The sequence below is a fragment of the Streptomyces sp. NPDC051452 genome, assembly GCF_044454765.1.
In the GTDB taxonomy this organism is placed as follows: Bacteria; Actinomycetota; Actinomycetes; order Streptomycetales; family Streptomycetaceae; genus Streptomyces.
The window spans coordinates 215,502-233,445 of sequence record NZ_JBITEB010000007.1; the positions used below are offsets into that span (position 1 = coordinate 215,502).

17 protein-coding genes are annotated in these 17,944 nt (G+C 72.7%); 3 read left to right on the top strand and 14 right to left on the bottom strand.

What is annotated here, in order from left to right; translation table 11 throughout:
• Positions 1-46 precede the first annotated feature (46 nt).
• Positions 47-745, top strand: a complete 699-nt coding sequence (locus ACIBA9_RS19310) for an SIR2 family NAD-dependent protein deacylase (RefSeq protein ID WP_399364438.1) — start codon at positions 47-49, stop codon at positions 743-745.
• Positions 746-774: 29 nt separating this feature from the next.
• Here ACIBA9_RS19310 and ACIBA9_RS19315 read toward each other — a convergent pair whose 3' ends face one another.
• From ACIBA9_RS19315 to ACIBA9_RS19325, 3 genes are all read right to left on the bottom strand, one after another.
• Positions 775-1,275 carry a methylated-DNA--[protein]-cysteine S-methyltransferase gene (locus ACIBA9_RS19315; RefSeq protein WP_399364441.1) on the bottom strand — a complete coding sequence of 167 codons (501 nt, stop codon included), beginning with the start codon at positions 1,273-1,275 and terminating at the stop codon, positions 775-777.
• A gap of 12 nt (positions 1,276-1,287) precedes the next feature.
• A complete protein-coding gene (locus tag ACIBA9_RS19320; protein WP_399364633.1) occupies positions 1,288-2,805 on the bottom strand; it encodes an AlkA N-terminal domain-containing protein in 1,518 nt (505 codons plus the stop codon).
• A 103-nt stretch (positions 2,806-2,908) separates the two neighbouring features.
• Positions 2,909-3,715 carry a methylenetetrahydrofolate reductase gene (locus ACIBA9_RS19325; protein WP_399364635.1) on the bottom strand — a complete coding sequence of 269 codons (807 nt, stop codon included), beginning with the start codon at positions 3,713-3,715 and terminating at the stop codon, positions 2,909-2,911.
• 435 nt (positions 3,716-4,150) lie between these two features.
• Between ACIBA9_RS19325 and ACIBA9_RS19330 the strand changes: the two genes are divergently transcribed.
• Positions 4,151-5,371 carry a hypothetical protein gene (locus ACIBA9_RS19330; RefSeq protein WP_399364443.1) on the top strand — a complete coding sequence of 407 codons (1,221 nt, stop codon included), beginning with the start codon at positions 4,151-4,153 and terminating at the stop codon, positions 5,369-5,371.
• Positions 5,372-5,437: 66 nt separating this feature from the next.
• Here ACIBA9_RS19330 and ACIBA9_RS19335 read toward each other — a convergent pair whose 3' ends face one another.
• The 5 genes from ACIBA9_RS19335 to ACIBA9_RS19355 form a co-directional block, all read right to left on the bottom strand.
• The gene (locus ACIBA9_RS19335; protein ID WP_399364445.1) at positions 5,438-5,968 is read right to left on the bottom strand and encodes an O-acetyl-ADP-ribose deacetylase; all 531 of its coding nucleotides are present in this window, start codon (positions 5,966-5,968) and stop codon (positions 5,438-5,440) included.
• On the bottom strand, positions 5,965-7,383 hold the full coding sequence (locus ACIBA9_RS19340) for a phytoene desaturase family protein (RefSeq protein ID WP_399364447.1): 1,419 nt from the start codon (positions 7,381-7,383) through the stop codon (positions 5,965-5,967). The genes ACIBA9_RS19335 and ACIBA9_RS19340 overlap by 4 nt, the downstream gene beginning before the upstream one ends.
• A 197-nt stretch (positions 7,384-7,580) precedes the next feature.
• Complete coding sequence (locus ACIBA9_RS19345; RefSeq protein ID WP_399364449.1) at positions 7,581-8,426, bottom strand: inositol monophosphatase family protein; 846 nt, start codon at positions 8,424-8,426, stop codon at positions 7,581-7,583.
• A 134-nt stretch (positions 8,427-8,560) separates the two neighbouring features.
• The gene (locus tag ACIBA9_RS19350; RefSeq protein ID WP_399364451.1) at positions 8,561-10,381 is read right to left on the bottom strand and encodes a gamma-glutamyltransferase family protein; all 1,821 of its coding nucleotides are present in this window, start codon (positions 10,379-10,381) and stop codon (positions 8,561-8,563) included.
• Positions 10,382-10,595: 214 nt separating this feature from the next.
• A complete protein-coding gene (locus tag ACIBA9_RS19355) occupies positions 10,596-11,765 on the bottom strand; it encodes an MFS transporter (RefSeq protein ID WP_399364453.1) in 1,170 nt (389 codons plus the stop codon).
• A 290-nt stretch (positions 11,766-12,055) separates the two neighbouring features.
• Here ACIBA9_RS19355 and ACIBA9_RS19360 point away from each other — a divergent pair, with 290 nt between their 5' ends.
• Positions 12,056-12,892, top strand: coding sequence for a helix-turn-helix domain-containing protein (locus ACIBA9_RS19360; protein WP_399364455.1), 837 nt, complete (start codon positions 12,056-12,058; stop codon positions 12,890-12,892).
• A 131-nt stretch (positions 12,893-13,023) separates the two neighbouring features.
• On the opposite strand, the gene ACIBA9_RS19365 is transcribed toward ACIBA9_RS19360, so the two are convergent.
• From ACIBA9_RS19365 to ACIBA9_RS19390, 6 genes are all read right to left on the bottom strand, one after another.
• Complete coding sequence (locus ACIBA9_RS19365; RefSeq protein ID WP_399364457.1) at positions 13,024-14,139, bottom strand: zinc-binding dehydrogenase; 1,116 nt, start codon at positions 14,137-14,139, stop codon at positions 13,024-13,026.
• Complete coding sequence (locus ACIBA9_RS19370) at positions 14,136-14,948, bottom strand: phytanoyl-CoA dioxygenase family protein (RefSeq protein ID WP_399364459.1); 813 nt, start codon at positions 14,946-14,948, stop codon at positions 14,136-14,138. The genes ACIBA9_RS19365 and ACIBA9_RS19370 overlap by 4 nt, the downstream gene beginning before the upstream one ends.
• A gap of 44 nt (positions 14,949-14,992) precedes the next feature.
• A complete protein-coding gene (locus ACIBA9_RS19375) occupies positions 14,993-15,748 on the bottom strand; it encodes an SDR family NAD(P)-dependent oxidoreductase (protein WP_399364461.1) in 756 nt (251 codons plus the stop codon).
• Positions 15,745-16,173, bottom strand: coding sequence for an aspartate 1-decarboxylase (gene panD, locus ACIBA9_RS19380; protein WP_399364463.1), 429 nt, complete (start codon positions 16,171-16,173; stop codon positions 15,745-15,747). Before panD ends, ACIBA9_RS19375 begins: the two co-directional genes overlap by 4 nt.
• 68 nt (positions 16,174-16,241) lie before the next feature.
• Complete coding sequence (locus ACIBA9_RS19385) at positions 16,242-16,742, bottom strand: flavin reductase family protein (protein WP_362161244.1); 501 nt, start codon at positions 16,740-16,742, stop codon at positions 16,242-16,244.
• 5 nt (positions 16,743-16,747) lie between these two features.
• The gene (locus ACIBA9_RS19390; RefSeq protein ID WP_399364466.1) at positions 16,748-17,932 is read right to left on the bottom strand and encodes an acyl-CoA dehydrogenase family protein; all 1,185 of its coding nucleotides are present in this window, start codon (positions 17,930-17,932) and stop codon (positions 16,748-16,750) included.
• Positions 17,933-17,944 lie beyond the last annotated feature (12 nt).

Here is a 17,944-nt window from a genome sequence, read left to right on the forward strand (position 1 = left end):
TGCGGACGCCCCCGTACCGGCACGATTGCCCGTGTTACATCCAACGATGCCTTGCGACTCGGGGATCCCCGACTACCGGGGGCCGAACGGGCTGTGGCGGCGCGATCCCGAGGCCGAGAAGCTCGTGACGTACGAGTTCTACATGAGCGACCCCGAGATCCGGCGCCGGTCGTGGCAGATGCGGCGCGAGAACCGCGCGCTGTGCGCCGGGCCGAACGCGGCGCACCGGGCGGTCGCCGAGCTGGAGCGGTCCGGCACGCCGGTGCGGGTGATCACGCAGAACGTGGACGGCCTGCACCAACTGGCCGGGATGCCCGCCCGCAAGGTGCTCGAACTCCACGGCAGCGCACGCGACGTGGTGCGCACCGGCTGCGGGGAGCGCGGGCCGATGGAGGACGCCCTCGCGCGCGTCGACGCCGGTGAACCGGACCCGGCGTGCCTGGTCTGCGGCGGCATCCTGAAGTCGGCGACGGTGATGTTCGGCGAGCGACTGGACCCGGTGGTCCTCGGCGAGGCCCTCGCGATCAGCAAGGCATGCACCGTCTTCGTCGCCGTCGGCAGCAGCCTCCAGGTGCACCCGGCGGCCGGCCTGGCGGACGTCGCCGCCGACCACGGCGCCCGCCTCGTCATCGTCAACGCCGAACCCACGCCGTACGACGCCCGAGCCGACGAGGTCGTGCGCGAGCCCATCGGCACGGCACTGCCCGAACTCCTGCGCCGGCTCGGCACCGGGGACGCCCCTTAGGACCGCCTCAGGGCGGCTTCAGGGCGGCTTCAAGGCAGTGGAAGCGTGCCCGTTCCGCGTTCGAAGTCCAGGAGTCGGCGCTTGCGGTTCAGTCCGCCGCCGTAGCCGGTGAGGCTGCCGTCGGCGCCGATCACGCGGTGGCAGGGCACGATGATGCCGATGGGGTTGCGGCCGTTGGCGAGCCCGACCGCGCGGGAGGCCTGGGGACTGCCGAGGATGCCGGCGAGTTGCCCGTAGGTGCGGGTCTCGCCGTAGGGGATGCGGCTCAGCTGGGCCCACACGCCGCGCTGGAACGGCGTGCCGCGCGGCGCGAGTCGCACGGTGAACTCGGTCAGTTCGCCCGCGAAGTAGGCCGACAGCTGCTCCCTCGTCTCGGCGAAGCAGCGCAGGCCGGCCGCCGGCTGCCCGAAGCTCTCCTCGGGCGGACGGTGTCGCTGGCCGACCATGTACAGGCCGCACAGGGTGCCGTCCTGGTCGGCGACGAGGGTGAGCGGGCCGTACGGGCTGTCGATCACGGTATGGCGCTTCACTGCTGAACCTTCTTACACGGGGAGGAAGTTGATCGGGTGGCTGTCGGTCGCCCACAGGTACTGCACCGCGTACGCCCGCCACGGCCGCCAGGCCTCGGCGCGTGCGGTGAGCGCGGCCGGAGTGGACGGCAGGCCCAGCTCCCGCGCGGCCCGGCGTATTCCGAGGTCGGTGGGGAGGAAGGCGTCGGGGTCGCCGAGCGCCCGCATGCCGATGACGTCGACCGTCCACGGACCGAAGCCCGGCAGGGCGAGGAGCCGGGCCCGAGTCTGCGCCCAGTCGGAGTCGACACCCAAGTGCAGCGTGCCGTCGGCCAGTTGCCGGACGAGGGTGGTGAGGGTGGTGCGCCGGGTGCGGGGCATGGCCAGGGTCTCGGGGTCCACGGCGGCCAGCGACTCGGGAGACGGGAAGAGGTGGGTGAGTCCGCCCTCGGGGTCGTCCAGGGGCTTGCCGTAGGCGGTGACCAGACGGGCGGCATGGGTGCGGGCGGCGGCCGTGGACACCTGCTGTCCCAGGACGGCGCGGACGGCGAACTCGGCCTCGTCGACCGTACGGGGCACCCGGCGGCCCGGCGCCCGGTCGACCAGGGGCGCCAGCAGCGGGTCGACGCGCAGCCGGCCGTCCACGGCGACCGGATCGGCGTCCAGGTCCAGCAGACGGCGGCAGCGGCTGATGGCCACGGTCAGGTCGCGCAGGTCGCCCAGGGTGAGGCGGCAGGCGATGTGGTCGGGGCGCGGGGCAAGGGCGACGATGCCGTGCCCGTAGGGCAGTCGGAGCGTGCGCCGGTAGGCCCCGTCGCGCCACTCCTCGACGCCGGGTACGGCCGTCGCGGCGAGGTGGCCGAAGAGGTTGTCGGGGTTGAGCGGGGCGCGGAACGGCAGGCGCAGGGAGAGGGTGCCCGGGGTGGTGGGGGCGGCGGCCGGGCCGCTCCGGGGGGCCGGGGCTCCCGGCCTTCCCGGTGCGCGGTCGCCGGGGATCCGGGCCCGCAGCTCGCTCGGGGACAGGGCGTAGACCTCGCGCACGGTGTCGTTGAAGCTGCGGATGGAGGAGAAACCGGCCGCGAAGGCGATCTCCGCCATGGGCAGCGCGCTGGTCTCGATCAGCAGGCGCGCGGTCTGCGCGCGCTGGGCGCGGGCCAGCGCGAGGGGGCCCGCGCCCAGCTCGGCGAGGAGCTGTCGCTCCACCTGCCGGGTGCTGTAGCCGAGCCGGGTGGCGAGCCCGGGTACGCCCTCGCGGTCCACGACGCCGTCGGCGACGAGCCGCATCGCCCGCGCCACGAGGTCGGCGCGCTGGTTCCACTCCGGCGAACCGGGGCTGGTGTCGGGACGGCAGCGCTTGCAGGCCCGGAAGCCGGCCTGCTGGCAGGCGGCCGCGCTCGGGTAGAACGTCATGTTCCCGGGTTTGGGCGGCACCACCGGACAGCTCGGCCGACAGTAGATCCCGGTCGTCAGCACGGCCGTGTAGAACCATCCGTCGAACCGCGCGTCCTTGGACTGCACGGCGCGTACGCAGTGCTCCCTGTCCAGGTTCATCGCTGTCTGCATACGTCCAGCATCGGCCCCGCCACAGCTCGGTGGCTGGCGGAAATCCGACACGTACGTGGGCGTGACCAGGGCCGCGGTCCGGGCCGAGGTCTCAGGCGGCGCTCTCCCGCCGGAACCGGGCGGCCCACTCGGCGGTGGTCCGCAGCCCGCCGAACGTATAGAAGTGCACCTTCACCCGGCCGTGCCGCGCGGGGTCGTACCGCTCGGCCAGCGCGTGCAGGAAGCGGTCGGGGCCCGTGGTCCCCATCAGGTTGGTCAGCGAGAAGCCGTACTTACGGGCGACGGACGCGCTGGTGGCGACGCCGAAGCGAGTGGCGTAGCCGACCAGCCGGCGTACGCCCGCGGGGCCCGGGACGCCGATCCGGACCGGCAGGTGCACGCCACGTGCGCGGACGGCCTCCAGCCAACCGAGGACCGGGTCCACGTCGAAGCCGAACTGGGTGATGACGTCACCGCCGAACCGGTCGGCGCCGATGGCCGCCGCCTTGTCGGTGAGCGCCGACCACAGTGTCGGGCCGGATATCGCCGGGTGGCCCTCCGGATAGCCGCAGATGCCGACGTGCCGGACGCCGTGGCGCCGCAGCAGGCCGGAGCGCAGGAGGGCGAGGGCGTCCTCGTAGGGACCCTCCGGGCGGGCGGGGTCGCCGCCGACGAGGAAGACGTTCTCGGCGGTGCCGTCCGCCGCCAGCCCGGACAGGAACTCCTCCAGGGCGGTACGGGAGGGCAGGCGGCGCGCGGAGATGTGGGGTACGGGGACGAAGCCGAGCCGCTTGACGGCACGGGCGGCCGTCAGTCGCGTACCGAGGTCCTCACCGGCGAGGAAGGTGATGTTGATCCGGGTCCCGGGCGGGATGCTGTCGCTCGCCTCCTCCAGCCGGGACACGTCCTTGCCGGTCATCTCCAGCGAGAAGTCGTCCAGCAGGGAGGCCGAGGTGTCCTCCGGGAGGGCCGCGGGCTGCCGGTGGCCCCGAGGCGCGTTCGGGTCGGGAGCGCCGCCGTCGGGCGGGGCGGTGAGAGCGGGGTTCATCGTGCTCCTCGTGCGGCGGTGGTCCTGACCCCGGCCGATGATGCCACGCGAGCCACGGGAACCACGGGCCAGGGCCCACCCCGGCCTCCGCCCCCGAGCCCCCGAGCCCCCGGCGCGTCTCGGGCCGACGAGCACGCGGCCGACGGCACGCGGCAGGTGGGGGGCAGGGGCCCCAGGAGAGTGGTCCTTTCGCATGCCGGTTATCGGCCGGTCGATCGTGCGGAAAACCTGCCGTATCAGCGACTTGACGCACACTTCCCAGTGCCGCTCCCGTCGCACTGCATTCGGCAAACAGAGAGTGAAGAAATGAACGAGTCGCACACTAACGAGTCGCACACTGTCGACGGCCCCGGGGTGAGCGGGATGGGAACGGGTTCGTTCGCGAGCCCCGACGACATCCCTGACAGCGGCCTCCGGTACGCGGTTGCCCTGCCGTTCTACCAGAAGCACGGCATTTACGTCGAGAATGCGGGTAAAATCCTCGAGGTGAAAGGAGCGGCCCATGAGCTGAAGATCGCAGAGGAGCGATCCACCACTCAAACGATCCCCGCGGGTGGCGGTGGCGACGACGACTGGCGCAGCACGCTCAAATCCGTAGTGGGAATCGCCGTAAAGACGGCGGAGAATGCCCTGCGAAAGAAGTATCCCGTCCTTCCTGACGGCGCGATTTCCGGGCTGCTCGGGTTTGGTGCAAGCAGTGCCGATTCGGTCAGCAAGAAAGAGACGATTACCTTCGGCGTCAGCGACACGGTCAAAATTATTCCTCTCATCGGAAAGACCATCCTCGCCCGACCCGTATATTTCAAGGTGAAATCCGTCTCCGACGAGTGGGTGAAAGAGCGCGGGGGGAGCCTGAAGCTGGTGAGGGGAAGCGTCGTATCGGATGTCGTGGTGAAGATGGGTTGGATCCTGGAATGCCCCACCCCCGGGGGAGGGATGAGGCTCGCCCGACAGATGCCGAGCAAGCCAAAGGAGGGGGTGGAGTACGATTTCCAGGCCGACACGCTGCTCACCATCCCTACGCCCGTTTTCCCTGAAGTGGATGAATACGCTCCTCCCACAGGGCCGCCCGACCGAATGGCGACAAGCGAGGGAAAAAGCGGTGTTCGGTGGTATTTCTCCGGACCACAGGAAAGCAGGGTGAAATCGCTGGGCAGCGGGCTCCGCAAAGAATCGGACTGGCCATGGGACCGCACCTGGAATACGGGGATCTCGGTGCAATGTCCGCCTCCGGAGCACCAAGGAGACTCCAGGACGTACGAATGCTATCGAGTCAAGTACCGCGTGGAGGCGACGAGCCCAACTGTTGGCAACTGGGATTGGGAGACCCGGTCGCAGGGAACGGTGTCCTTCACCCGAGGGATGAGGACCATCGAGGAGGACGAGTCCGACCCCAGGACCATGGCTCAACACAACGGAATTCCTGCCGATGGCAGCGAATACAAATATGACTTGCAGTTCGGCGCGTACCTCGATGGCGCAGCGGCCAGCCCGAAAGTGCACGTAGACATCATTCCGGTCAGATAGCATCCCACGGAGAGCGCCACACGTCGCCTAGGGGCGACGGCACGCCTTGGCCCCCTCCAGACCCCGTCAGCCGGACTGCGACCCCGCCTCCGCCTCCCGGGCGAACGCCTCGTAGGCCCGCGAGTCGAAGAGGACGAAGCGTGCCTCTTCGACGTGCGTCGGCGTGCCCCGGACCGTGGTCAACGCGATGCGTGCCGCGTCGTCCATGGGCCACCGGTACACGCCGGTGGAGATCGCCGGGAACGCGACCGTGCGGGCGCCCAGTTCGTCGGCGACTCGCAGTGACTCGCGGTAGCAGGAGGCCAGCAGCTCCGAGCGGTCCTCGCGGGCGGACCAGACGGGGCCGACCGTGTGGATCACCCAGCGGGCGTCCAGTTCACCCGCCGTGGTGGCGACCGCGAGGCCGGTGGCCAGGCCCTTGCCGTAGCGGGAGGCGCGCAGCGCGCGGCACTCCTCCAGAATGGCGGGGCCGCCACGGCGGTGGATCGCGCCGTCCACTCCCCCGCCGCCGAGGAGGGAGGAGTTGGCCGCGTTGACGATCGCGTCGGCGCGCTGCCCGGTGATGTCGCCCTGTACGAGCGTGATGGCGGGGGTCATGTCTGTCTCAGTCTCCGCCACACGGCCTTGGCCGCGTTGTGCCCCGACATTCCGTGCACCCCCGGCCCCGGAGGGGTGGCCGAGGAGCAGATGAACACCGCCGGGTGGGGGGTGTGGTAGGGGAAGAGGGACGGCTTGGGGCGCAGTAGCAGCTGGAGTCCGGAGGCCGCGCCGCAGGCGATGTCGCCGCCGACGTAGTTGGCGTTGCGCGCGGCCATCTCGGCGGGCCCGGCGACCGCGCGGGCGAGCACCCGGTCGCGGAACCCGGGGGCGAAGCGCTCCAGTTGCCGTTCCATGGTGTCGGTGAGGTCGCCGGACCAGCCGTTGGGGACGTGCCCGTAGGCCCAGAAGACGTGCTTGCCCTCGGGGGCCCGGGTGGGGTCGGCCACGCTGGGCTGGACGGTGATCATGAACGGCCGGTCGGGGGCGCGGTTCTCGCGGGAGGCGGCGCGCAGGGCGGTGCCGATCTCCGCGCTGCTCGCGCCGATCTGGACGGTCCCGGCTCGGCGCGGTTCGGGGGCGGTCCAGGGCACCGGGCCGTCCAGCGCGTAGTCGATCTTGAAGACGCTGGGGCCGTAGCGGTAGTTCGCGTAGTAGTCGCCGAAGCCGGCGATGCGGGCGAGCGCGGTGGGCGAGGTGTCGAAGACGTACGCGCGCGCGGGCGGCAGGTCGTCCAGGCGCTTGACCTCGTAGTCGGTGTGCACGGCGCCGCCGAGGTCCTTCAGATAGGCGGCGAGGGCGTCGGAGATCGCCTGGGAGCCGCCGCGGGGCACCGGCCAGCCGCGGGCGTGGGCGGAGAGGGCGAAGACGAGTCCGATGGCGCTGGTGGCCAGTCCGCCGAGCGGGGCCATGACGTGGGCGACCAGGCCCGCGAAGAGGGCCTTGACCCGGTCGTCCTTGAAGCGGCGCATCAGCCAGGTGGACGGGGGCAGCCCGGCGAGGCCGAAGCGGGCGAGGGTGACGGGGTCGCGCGGGAGGGCGGTGAGCGGCAGGGACATGAAGTCGCGTACGAGGGTGTCCCAGTGGGCGAGGAACGGCTCGACCAGTCTGCGGTAGGCGCCCGCGTCGCGTGGCCCGAAGGAGGCGGCGGTCTCGGCCACCGACCGGGACAGGACGGCCGCGCTGCCGTCGAGGAAGGGGTGCGCCATCGGCAGGTCGGCGTGCAGCCACTCCAGGCCGTAGCGGTCGAGGGGCAGGGCGCGGAACGCGGGCGAGTTGATGCCGAGGGGGTGGGCGGCCGAGCACGGGTCGTGCCGGAAGCCGGGGAGGGTCAGCTCCTCGGTGCGGGCGCCACCGCCCACGGTGGACCGCGCCTCGAACAGGGCGACGGAGAGGCCGCGGCGAGCCAGCTCCACCGCGGCGGTCAGTCCGTTCGGTCCCGCACCCACCACGACCGCATCGAGCATCGACGGCACCTTCGGACCCCTTCGTCAGGCGATGACCACCGCGCGTCAGCCGATGGCCACTGGAAATCAGGATATGCCGGGGGCCGGCACTTCCCCGGGCCGGGTGGCCCACGCGCCCGGCCGGCGGCCGTGGGCCCGGCAAGCGGAACGGCCGCCCGGATCGCCGGGCCCCGACCGGGCGTGGTGCGGGAGGGGTGTGCGCGCCGTCAGACCGCCGTGCGCAGCAGGTCGGCCAGTCGGCGGGCGGTGGCGGCGTCGCGGGCGGCAATGAAGGGCAGCGCGTTGCCGCCGGTCACCCGGAACGGCTCGCCGCCGAGGGTGATGTGCGCGCCGCCCGCCTCCTCGACCAGGAGCAGACCGGCCGCGTGGTCCCAGGCGGCCTCCCAGGAGAACGCCACGGCGTCCACCTCGCCCCGGGCGACCGCGAGGTACTCCAGTCCGGCGGAGCCGCAGGGGCGGGGGGCGACACCGTCGGTCCACAGGGCGCGCAGGGCACGCTTCTGGTCGTCGGTGGTGTAGTCGGGGTGGGAGGTGGCGACGACGAGGTCCCGGCCCGGCGTGGGCGGGCCGGCGAACAGCCGCTCGCCGTCGAGGAAGGCGCCCCGGCCCCGGACGGCGGTGGCGAACTGGTCGCGTGCCGCGGCGTAGGTCCACGAGGCGATGACGACGCCGCGGTGGGCGAGCGCGACGAGGGTGCAGAAGCCGTCGTCGCCGTGGACGAACTGGCGGGTGCCGTCGACCGGGTCGACGATCCACACCGGGGTGTCGCCCTGGATCGCGTCGTAGGTGGCGGGGTTGGCGTGCACCGCTTCCTCGCCGACCACCAGGGAGCCGGGCAGGAGGGTGGCGAGGTCGGCGGTGAGCCGCAGCTCGGCGAGCCGGTCGGCGTCCGTCACCAGGTCGTGCGGTCCGCTCTTCTGGTCCACCTCGTGCTCGGCGAGGCGGCGGAAGCGGGGCAGGATCTCGGCCTCGGCCGCCTTGCGGACCGCTTCTTCCACGTCGGCCGAGCAACGGGCGAGAAACTCGTCGATGGTTTCCGTCTCTTCGATCATGTCTCCATGAGAACATGCCCCACTGACAATCCCCGCCCGCCCGATGGCCGCCGGGTGGAATCGGGATGAAGAGCCGGGGCCGCGCGGAGCCGCCGACCGCCGAAGCCTGTCACCGCTGCCGGTCGGCGCGGCGGTCACCGGCCCACCGCGTACCCCTGCATCCCTCGCGGGTTCGCCGCCGCCGACAGGATCCCGCTCTCCGGGTCCCGCGCGACCGCGCACAGGCGGCCCTCGGACCAGGCGGGGCCCACGGTCACGTCGTGCTCGCGCCGCCGCAGCTCCTCGATCACCTCGGCGTCCATGCGGGACTCGACGGTCACGCTGCCCGGTCGGCGGCCGCGCGGGTGGAAGGAGCCGGGGAAGCTGTCGTTGTGCCAGTTCGGGGCGTCGATGGCGCCTTGCAGGTCGAGGCCGCCGCGGATGGGCGCGCCCAGGGCGGCGGCGAGGAAGAAGTGCAGCTGCCACTGGTCCTGCTGGTCGCCGCCGGGCGTGCCGAACGCCAGCACCGGCACCCCGCCACGCAGCGCGAGCGAGGGGGTGAGGGTGGTGCGCGGTCGGCGGCCCGGGGTGAGGGTGTTCGGCAGGCCCTCCTCCAGCCAGGTCATCTGCAGCCGGGTGCCGAGCGGGAACCCCAGTTCGGGCATGACGGGGTTGGACTGCAGCCAGCCGCCGCTGGGCGTGGCCGCGATCATGTTGCCCCAGCGGTCGACGACGTCGAGATGGCAGGTGTCGCCCCGGGTGGTGCCGTCGACGGCGACGTACGGCTCGCCGGGGATCTCGGCGACCGTCGGCTCACCCGCGCCCATCGGGTCGAAACCGGGCCCGGCGCCGGGCTCCACGCGCGCGTGCGCCCACTCGGGCAGGCGCGGGGTGCGGCCGCCGGGGCTGCCGGGACGCAGCTCGTAGGAGGCCCGTGGGCCGACCAGGGTCCGCCGCCCGGCATTGTAGCCGTCCGACAGCAGGTCGGCGAGAGGCACCTCGGCGGCGTCGCCGTACCAGGCCTCGCGGTCGGCCATGGCGAGCTTGCAGCCCTCGACGAGGAGGTGGACGTAGTCGGCGGAGCCGTGGGCGGGCAGTTCGGGCGGGAGCAGGGCGAGCTGCTGCAACAGGGCGGGGCCCTGGCTCCAGGCGCCCGCCTTGCACACCGTCCAGCCGTTCCAGTCGTAGGTCACCGGGCTCTCGTAGGACGCCGACCAGCCGGCGAGGTCGGACTCGGTGAGGGTGCCGGTGTGCCGTGCGCCGCTGGTGTCCAGGGTGGGCCGGCGGGACTGGCGCAGCAGGGCCTCGGCGATGAAGCCGGAGCGCCAGACCTCGCGGGCGGCGTCGATGCGGGCCTCCCGGTCGCCGGCTCCGGCGCTCTCGCCGAGCAGCCGCTTCCAGGTGGCGGCGAGGGCGGGGTTGCGCAGCAGCTCGCCGGGGCGGGGCGCCCTGCCGCCGGGCAGGTAGAGCCGCGCCGACGACGTCCACTCCGTCTCGAACAGCTCGCGCACGGCCTCCACGGTGGCGCCGACCTTCTCCACGGGCGGGTGCCCGTGCTCGGCGTAGCCGATGGCGTACTTCAGGACGTCGTCGAGGGACTTGGTGCCGTGGTCGCGCAGGAGCAGCAGCCAGGCGTCGAAGGCGCCGGGCACGGCGGCCGCGAGCGGTCCGGTGCCGGGGACGAGGTCGAGTCCGAGTCCGCGGTAGTGCGCGGCCGTGGCGCCCGCCGGGGCGACGCCCTGTCCGCACAGCACGCGCACCGCGCCGCCCGCGGGGGCGAGCAGGGCGGGCACCTCGCCGGCGGGCCCGTTCAGATGCGGCTCCACCACGTGCAGCACGAACGCCCCGGCCACCGCGGCGTCGAAGGCGTTGCCGCCGTCCTCCAGGACCGCCATCGCCGACTGCGAGGCGAGCCAGTGGGTGGAGGAGACCATGCCGAAGGTTCCCTGGAGCGTGGGTCGGGTGGTGAACCGCATGCCTCACCTCTGGTGTTCGCGTGCGTCGGCCGGGCCCCCCGGCACTTCTGACCGCTCTATGGGGGTCCGGCGAGTCGAGCAGGGCTCCGGTCCCCTCGATCAGGCAGCACACTACCGAGGCACTGCCTGTCGGCAAGCCGTTCCCGTTGCTCCGGGGCGCGTTCCCGGTCTCGGGCCGGCGCGGCCGGCGTAGCGGACCTGCCCCGGCCGGCGCTCAGCGGTAGCGTGCCCGGCCCATCGCCGCGGCCACCGTCAGGGGCACGGTCAGGAGCGCCGCCAGCCAGAACAGGGGGCGGTAGTCGTGCGCCTGAGCGGTGGAGGCCGCCAGCCCGCTGGCCACGGCGCTGCCCACGTACAGGGCGACACCGAACATGGCCACGCCCGTTGCGCGGGCCGTCGGGGACAGCGCCGTGGCCCACGACTGGATCGTGGAGTGCATGAAGGACCAACCACCCCCGAGGAGCAGGGCGACCACGACGAGCGCCCCGGTGGACTGGCTGTACCCGGCGAGCAGATACGCCACGGCCATCTGTGCCCCGCCGGCCACGATCAGGCCCACCGCGGACCACTGCCCGACGAGCCGCTTGACCATCTGCGCCGCCGCCATGGAACCGACCCCGTACAGGGCGGCGACCGCGCCGGCCAGGGTGGTGGGGACTCCCCGCGCCTCCAGGGCCGGGGCGAGGTAGGTCAGGAAGCCGAGGAGCACCGCCCCCTCCAGCATCGCCACCGCCATCACGTACCACTGCCACGGCGAGGACAGGACCACGCGGAAGGGCGCCAGCAGTGATCCGGAGGGGGACCGCTCGGGCTCGGGCAGGCGGCGCAGGGCCACCGCCAGGTAGGCGGCGAGGACACCGGGCAGCACGAACACCAGCCGCCAGGTGAGGTAGTGGGCCAGCGCCCCGGCGACGACCGTGGCCACGGCGGTGCCCAGCGCGAACGCGGTCATCAGCTCGCTGAGGGGGCGCTGCCGTATCGCGGCGGGCACCGTGTCACCCACGTACGTCAGGGAGGCGGCGATGGACGCGGCGAAGAACGCGCCGGCCAGGGCGCGGGCCCCGATCAGCACGGGGGCGTCGGGAGCGAGAGCGGAGGCCAGTGCGGCCAGTGCCGCGCCGGTCAGCGACACCCGCATCACCCACACGCGGCCCCATCGGTCGCTGGCCGCCCCCCACACCGGCTGCATCAGCCCGTAGGTGAGGTAGTAGCCGCTCGCGGCCAGCACGACGGTGGGGAGCGGGGCGCCGAGCCCGGGGCCGATGAGAACCAGCATGGGCGCGATGCAGAAGCGGTCGAAGTTGCTGACGAATCCAGCGGTGCGCAACAGGCGCAAGGAGGAGGCGGGCAAGGTCGCCACCGGTGTCGACGCGGTGGTGGTCACGGGGTGGACACTCCCTTCCGAGAGGGTTCGACGAGAACGGGTGACACCAGTTCAGCACCGGGCCCCTCGGGGCGGAGACCGCTGGCTATTACCATCACTCACAGCCTGCCGGTTCGGCATCGCGCCTGGTGGCGGCAGCATCACAACAGGGCGTTCGCGGCCGGGCGGAGGCCCGTCATCCGGAGGAGAGGCACCATGACGCGCGGCGGGCTGTCCCTGGACACCTGCGCACCGCCCACCGTGGACCACGGTTCCTCGCCGGCCACGGCCGACCGCCGGCGCGGTGGCCGGTGAGCAACGCACCCACACCGCCGGGCGAGTCCCCCCGCCGTGAACTGGGCGCCTTCCTGCGGTCGCGGCGTGAACGGCTGACGCCGAAGGAGGTGGGCCTGCCGGACGCCCCGGGCCGCCGGACGCCGGGGTTGCGGCGGGCCGAGGTCGCGGAACTCGCCGGCATCAGCGTCTCCTGGTACACGTGGCTGGAGCAGGGCCGGGTGCGCACCTCGGAGCAGGTACTGCGCGCGGTGTCGCGGGTGTTGCGGCTGGACGCGGCGGAAACCGCGCACGTCCTGTCGTTCGTGGAGGAGAGCCGACCGCCCGCCGCCGCCCCCACCTGGGTGTCACCCAACCTGCTCACCCTGGTGCAGTCCATGACACCCAACCCCGCGGTGGTGCTCGACCCGTACTGGGACCTGCTGGCATGGAACGCCGGGTACGCGGCGCTGCTGACCGATCCGGCACGGCTGCACCCCAAGCAGCGCAACCTCCTGTGGCTGGTGTTCCGCTGGCCGCCGGCCCGCACCCTGCTCGCCGACTGGGAACACGAGGCCCGCGCCCTGCTCGGCCAGTTCCGGTCCCGGGCGGCCCGCCGGCCGAACGATCCGCGGTTCACCGAACTCGTCGGCGAGCTGCTGTCCGACGGTGACGCGGCCCGCTGGTACGAGCGCCGGGAGACGGCCGGATTCCAGCCCTCGGTCCGCCGCTTCCGGCACCCGGCCGTGGGCGAACTGCGCCTGCGTTATGTGAAGCTGGCCGCCGTGGACGAGCCCGGTCACCACTTCCTGGCCTACCTGCCCGACGACCGCGAATCCGAGGACGCCCTGCGCCGCCTGCGGGCAGGCGGATGAGCCCCGTGGGCCCGGTCGGTCCGGGACACGGGCCCGCGGGGCTCACCTCGGCGGGCCGGCGGCGCGTCGGGCACGTACGGGAGCCGTGCCTTTCAGCGCCCGGTGAGCGGGGGTTCTCACCGCACGGCCGGTCAGCCGGTCAGTACGGCCTTCAGGACGGCGCCCGCCGCCACGTCGGCCAGGGCTTCGGCATGGTTGTCCAACGGGTAGGCCGTCACCATGCTCTCCAGGTCGAAGCGCGCGGCGAGGGCGGGCAACAGCCGCACGTACTCGACCAGGTGCGCGCCGGTGAAGGCCCACGACCCGATCACGTCGAGCTGCCGGTACACGATCTGGTGCGGATTGAGCTCGGTGTCACCGGCGTCGGTGTACTGGCCGATGACCAGGTACGACCCGCCCCTGCGGGCGAGGGTGAGGCCCTGGGCCACCGCGGCGGGGACTCCGGCGCACTCGATGACGAGGTCGGCGCCGTCCGGTCCGGCCGCGGCCCGTGCCTCGCTGAGCACCGCCTCGGGGTCCGTAGCGCCCACGATGTCCAGGTGCAGGTCGCCGATGCCGGCGGCGGCCGCCGCGGCCAGCCGTCCTTCGGGTCCGCCGACGATGATGACGCGTGCCGCCCCGGCGAGTCGGGCGAAGGCCGCCGCGGCGAGTCCGACCGGGCCGCTGCCCTGGACGATGACGGTCTCTCCCAGCCGCACGGGCCGCCGCTCGTACAGGGCGTGCACGACCGTGGGGCCGGCACAGGCCAGGGCCATCGCCGCCGTGGCGGACACGCCCGGAGCCGCGCGCACCACGGTGGTGCCCGGCTGGAGGACGATGTGGTCGGCCCAGGAGCCCGAGAGGGCCACGCCGTCGGCGAGGGCGCGGTTGACGCCGTAGGTGCGCCGGTTTTGGCACAGGGTGGGTTCGCGGTGCAGCCGGCACGGCGGACACAGGCCGCAGGCGATGGACGAGGCCCACATCACCGGGTCGCCCACCGACAGCGGCTCGCCCAGGGCGTCCCGGCCGCCGCCCGCGCCGAGTTCGACGACGGTGCCGTACCCCTCGTGGCCGAGGACCAGCGGTGTCGGTATGGGCAGATGGCCCTGCTGGAGGTGCAGGTCCGTCCCGCAGATCCCGCCGTACAGACGGTCGAGGACCATCCCTTCGGCGGGCGCCGACGGCACGGGGAACTCGCGCAGCACGGGCGGTGCGCCGAACTCCTCAAGCACCACGGCCCGTCCGGTGCGTCCGGTGCGTCCGGTCATGAGGTCACCATCCCGAGGGCTTCGGAGAAGCGGTGCTTCAGGGGCCGCAGGGGTGCGGTGTCGCGGCACACCACGTAGTCGGGTCGCGGCTCGCCCTGCGGACGGGGCGGGTTGGAGCAGGCGTTGTACGTGGCGATGAGCAGCCTACGCGCCCACGGCGACATGTTGGGCGCGGAGCCGTGCACGATCTCGGGCGAGAAGAACACCACCGAACCGGCGGGTCCCTTCGGGCTGGTCATGCCGTGCCGGTCCACGAGGGTGGCGAGTTGCTCCGGGCTCAGGGAGATGTCGTCGGGATCGAGGTGCTGCGCCGACCTCGCGTCGGCCTTGCGCTCCTTGTGCGCCAGTCCGGCGCGGTGGGAACCGGGCAGGAAGATGACGGGCCCGTTGAACTCGGTCACGTCGTCCAGGAAGACCCCGATGTTCACCTGGAGCGGGGCCGGCAGGCCGTCGGCGATCCGCCAGGCGAGGTAGTCCTGGTGCCAGGCCCACTTGTCGCCGCCGAACGCCGGCTTGGCGTTGATCTTGAACTGGTAGACGTAGACGTCCTCGGGGAGCAGTTGCCGGACCGCCGGGAGGATCCGCGGATCGCGGACCAGGTCTCGGTACTCCGGCTGCCGGCGGTGCGAGGCGTAGACGGCTCGCACCTGGCTGCCGCCGTCCTCGGTGACGAGGTGCGGGCCGGGCACGTCGCAGTCGCGCTGGAAGGCGTCGGTCAACTGCCGTGTCTCGTCGGGGTCGAGAAGCGATTCCATGAGCAGGAATCCGTTGGCGTGGTACTCGTCCACCTGCTGCTGGGTCAAACGCATGGCGTGTTCCTTGTTCCTTCGTCCGAGGGGCGTGTGGGGCGCGGTCAGCCCATGAAATGGCCGCCGTCGACCACGAGTTGCTGGCCGGTGACGTACCGGCTGCGGTCGCTGACGAGGTATTCCAGGGCGTCGGCGATGTCCTCCGGAGTGCCGGTGCGGCCCTGGGGAATGGTGGCCAGCACCTCCTGGAGTCGTCGCGGATCGTCGAGGCCGTAGCGTTCGACGACCTCGCGGGTGTCGGTGAATCCGGGCAACAGCGCGTTGACCCGCACGTGGGGGGCGAGTTCGAGCGCCAGGCACTTGGTGAACTGCAGCAGGCCGGCTTTGGCCGCGCAGTAGTTCGCGCCCGACGTGCGCGGTCTGATGGCCGTGGTGGCCGCGATGTTGACGATGGTGCCTTGCCGGGTCTTCACCATGGCCGGGGCCAGCGCGCGGGTGAGGTGGAACGGGCCGGAGAGGTTGGTGGCCAGCACCTCGTCCCAGTCCTGTTCGGTCATGGACAGGAAGGGCCGGTCCCGGTTGATGCCGGCGTTGTTGACCAGCACGGCGGGCGGTCCGTACCGGTGGAGGATGCGGGCCGCGGCCGTGCGGATCTCGCTGGGGCGGGACAGATCGGCGCGCAGGGCGACGAGATCGCCGCGGCCGGCGTGTTCGGCCTCGGCGGCCGCCTTCCCGTCGCCCCGGTACAGGGCGATCACCCGGTGTCCCAGGGCGATGAGACGTCGGCTGAAGGCCGCGCCGATGCCCCGGGTCCCGCCGGTCACCACGGCGAGCGGCCTGGCCTGTGCCGCGGCTGTCACACCCGGGTCCCCTCGGCCGGTACGTCGCCGCGCAGCAGTCCGAATCCGTCGGGTACGTCGGCCGGGTCGTCGCCGCGCCGCACGATGCGGTTGTCGGCGTCGACGAAGACGACGCTCGGGCTGAACGAACGCGCCTGGGCGTCGGCCATGTCCGCGTAGGAGATGACGATGACCAGGTCACCGGGGCTGATCAGCCGGGCGGCGGCACCGTTGATGCCGATGACACCCGAACCGGCGGGGCCCTCGATGACGTACGTGGACAGCCGGTTGCCGTTGTCGATGTCCACGATGTCGACCTTCTCGCCGGGCAGCAGATCGGCGGCCGCCATCAGCTCCTTGTCGATGGTCAGGGACCCCACGTAGTGCAGGTCCGCCTGGGTCACGGTGGCCCGGTGGATCTTGGACTTCATCATGGTGCGCTGCATCGGCGTGTCGCTTTCTCGTAGGTGTTGAAGGCTCGTGGGTGTTGAAGGGGGGAACCGTGTGGGCGCGGTCAGGTCTCGGACGGCCAGGTGGCGAACCGGCGCCGGCCGTACAGCAGGGGGGCGGGAGTCGCGGTCCGTACCTCGCTGCGCAGGACGTCACCGACGACGATGGTGTGGTCACCGCACGGGTGCAGGTCGGTGACCCGGCACTCGGCGACGGCGTGCGCGTCGTCGGCGAGGACCGGCAGTCCGGTGGCCGGCCCCGATCGCCAGGACACCTCTGCGAACCGGTCCGCGGTGCGGCTGGTGAACACCTCCGCCGCGCCGCGGCCGGCCGCGTGCAGCAGGTTGACGACGAAGGCGCCGCGCGCGGTGAGCACCGGGAGCGTGCGGCCGCCGTGGGCCGCGCACACCAGCAGCCGGGGCGGCTCCAGCGACACCGAGCACAGCGCGGTACAGGTGAACCCGTACGGCACCCCCTGCTCGTCGGCGGTGGTGATCACGGCCACCCCGCCGGGATGGGCGGCCATCAGCGCGCGGAAGGCGGTCGCGGCGGTCTCCTCCGCCACCGGCGTCACCACGCGAAGGCCCGGGCGTCGTAGAGGTTGACGCCGACGGCGGCCTTGCCGAGGTATTCCAGGCAGTCGTGCGGTTTGGCCGGCATCACGGAGGCGAAGGAGGCCTCCCTGATCAGCCGCTCCAGGGGCTGGGAGCGGCTGACCGCGGCGGAGCCGCACAGCCGTGTCGCGTCCTGGGCCAGCTGCGGCCCGAACTCTCCGACCAGGTACTTGGCCGCGTGGACCAGGGCGTTGGCCTCCAGGCTGCCGCGCTCGCGGTCCACGGCGTCACCGGCCTCGTGGACGAGTGCGCGGGCGGCCCGCAACCGCGCCGACATCCGGCCCAGTTCCTGCTGGACCACGGGCGACTCGGCGCGGGACGGCGTCGCCGTCACACAGCGGACGGTGTACTCGAAGATGGCCTCGGCGATGCCGAGGTAGGCGGCGGTGTAGCCGGCCACCATCCAGTGCGGCTCGCGCACCACCTTGAACAGGGACATGCCCTCGACGCCCAGATACAGCCGGGAGCGCGGGAGGACGACGTCGGTGAGGGTCATCGGCGCGGTGCTCGTCCCGTACATCGCGGACAGGCTGTGCACCTGCCCGAAGGTGACGCCCGGGTCGTCGGCGGCGACGACGAAGTGGGACACCTCCGCCGTGTCCTCGCGCCCCTCGGCCGCGGCGGCCACCACGTAGTAGTCGGCGACGCCGGCGAGCGAGACGAACGACTTCGCCCCGTCGAGGACGTAGTGCTCGCCGTCGTCCGCGAGCCGGTACCGCGTGGTCATTCCGCGCAGCCGGGCGCCGCGGCCGGTCTCGGAGGTGGCGGAGGCGAAGAGTTTCCGGCCGTGCACCACCTCGTTCTGCATCCAGGTGCGGAACTTCTCGGCGGCCGGAGGCAGCGGGGTGCCGGCCGAGTCGGCGAGCGCGCCCAGCACCACGTGGTGCATGTTGAACCCGACGGCGGCGGCACCGTTGTAGGAGCCCAGCGTGGCCAGCATCTTCCAGTACTCGCCGAAGCTCAGGCCCAGGCCGCCGGCGTCCCGTGGGACCAGGGCGCCGAGCAGGCCCGACTCGCGCAGGACGGCGTAGGGGCGGTCCAGGTCGACGCGTCCGGCGTCGACGTCGGCGGCCAGCGGCGCCAGCGCCTCGCCGGCTTCCGTGGCCCGCTTGAGGACGTCGTCGGGATGGATCGGTGTCATCGTTCTCCTCGG

What these genes read in the sequence shown, in the direction of transcription:
- ACIBA9_RS19310 (WP_399364438.1), top strand. Translation starts at nt 47, where the DNA reads ATGCCTTGCGACTCGGGGATCCCCGACTACCGGGGGCCGAACGGGCTG.
- ACIBA9_RS19320 (WP_399364633.1), bottom strand. Translation starts at nt 2,805, where the DNA reads ATGAACCTGGACAGGGAGCACTGCGTACGCGCCGTGCAGTCCAAGGAC.
- ACIBA9_RS19325 (WP_399364635.1), bottom strand. Translation starts at nt 3,715, where the DNA reads ATGACCGGCAAGGACGTGTCCCGGCTGGAGGAGGCGAGCGACAGCATC.
- ACIBA9_RS19330 (WP_399364443.1), top strand. Translation starts at nt 4,151, where the DNA reads ATGAACGAGTCGCACACTAACGAGTCGCACACTGTCGACGGCCCCGGG.
- ACIBA9_RS19335 (WP_399364445.1), bottom strand. Translation starts at nt 5,968, where the DNA reads ATGACCCCCGCCATCACGCTCGTACAGGGCGACATCACCGGGCAGCGC.
- ACIBA9_RS19345 (WP_399364449.1), bottom strand. Translation starts at nt 8,426, where the DNA reads ATGATCGAAGAGACGGAAACCATCGACGAGTTTCTCGCCCGTTGCTCG.
- ACIBA9_RS19350 (WP_399364451.1), bottom strand. Translation starts at nt 10,381, where the DNA reads ATGCGGTTCACCACCCGACCCACGCTCCAGGGAACCTTCGGCATGGTC.
- ACIBA9_RS19365 (WP_399364457.1), bottom strand. Translation starts at nt 14,139, where the DNA reads ATGACCGGACGCACCGGACGCACCGGACGGGCCGTGGTGCTTGAGGAG.
- ACIBA9_RS19370 (WP_399364459.1), bottom strand. Translation starts at nt 14,948, where the DNA reads ATGCGTTTGACCCAGCAGCAGGTGGACGAGTACCACGCCAACGGATTC.
- panD (WP_399364463.1), bottom strand. Translation starts at nt 16,173, where the DNA reads ATGCAGCGCACCATGATGAAGTCCAAGATCCACCGGGCCACCGTGACC.
- ACIBA9_RS19390 (WP_399364466.1), bottom strand. Translation starts at nt 17,932, where the DNA reads ATGACACCGATCCATCCCGACGACGTCCTCAAGCGGGCCACGGAAGCC.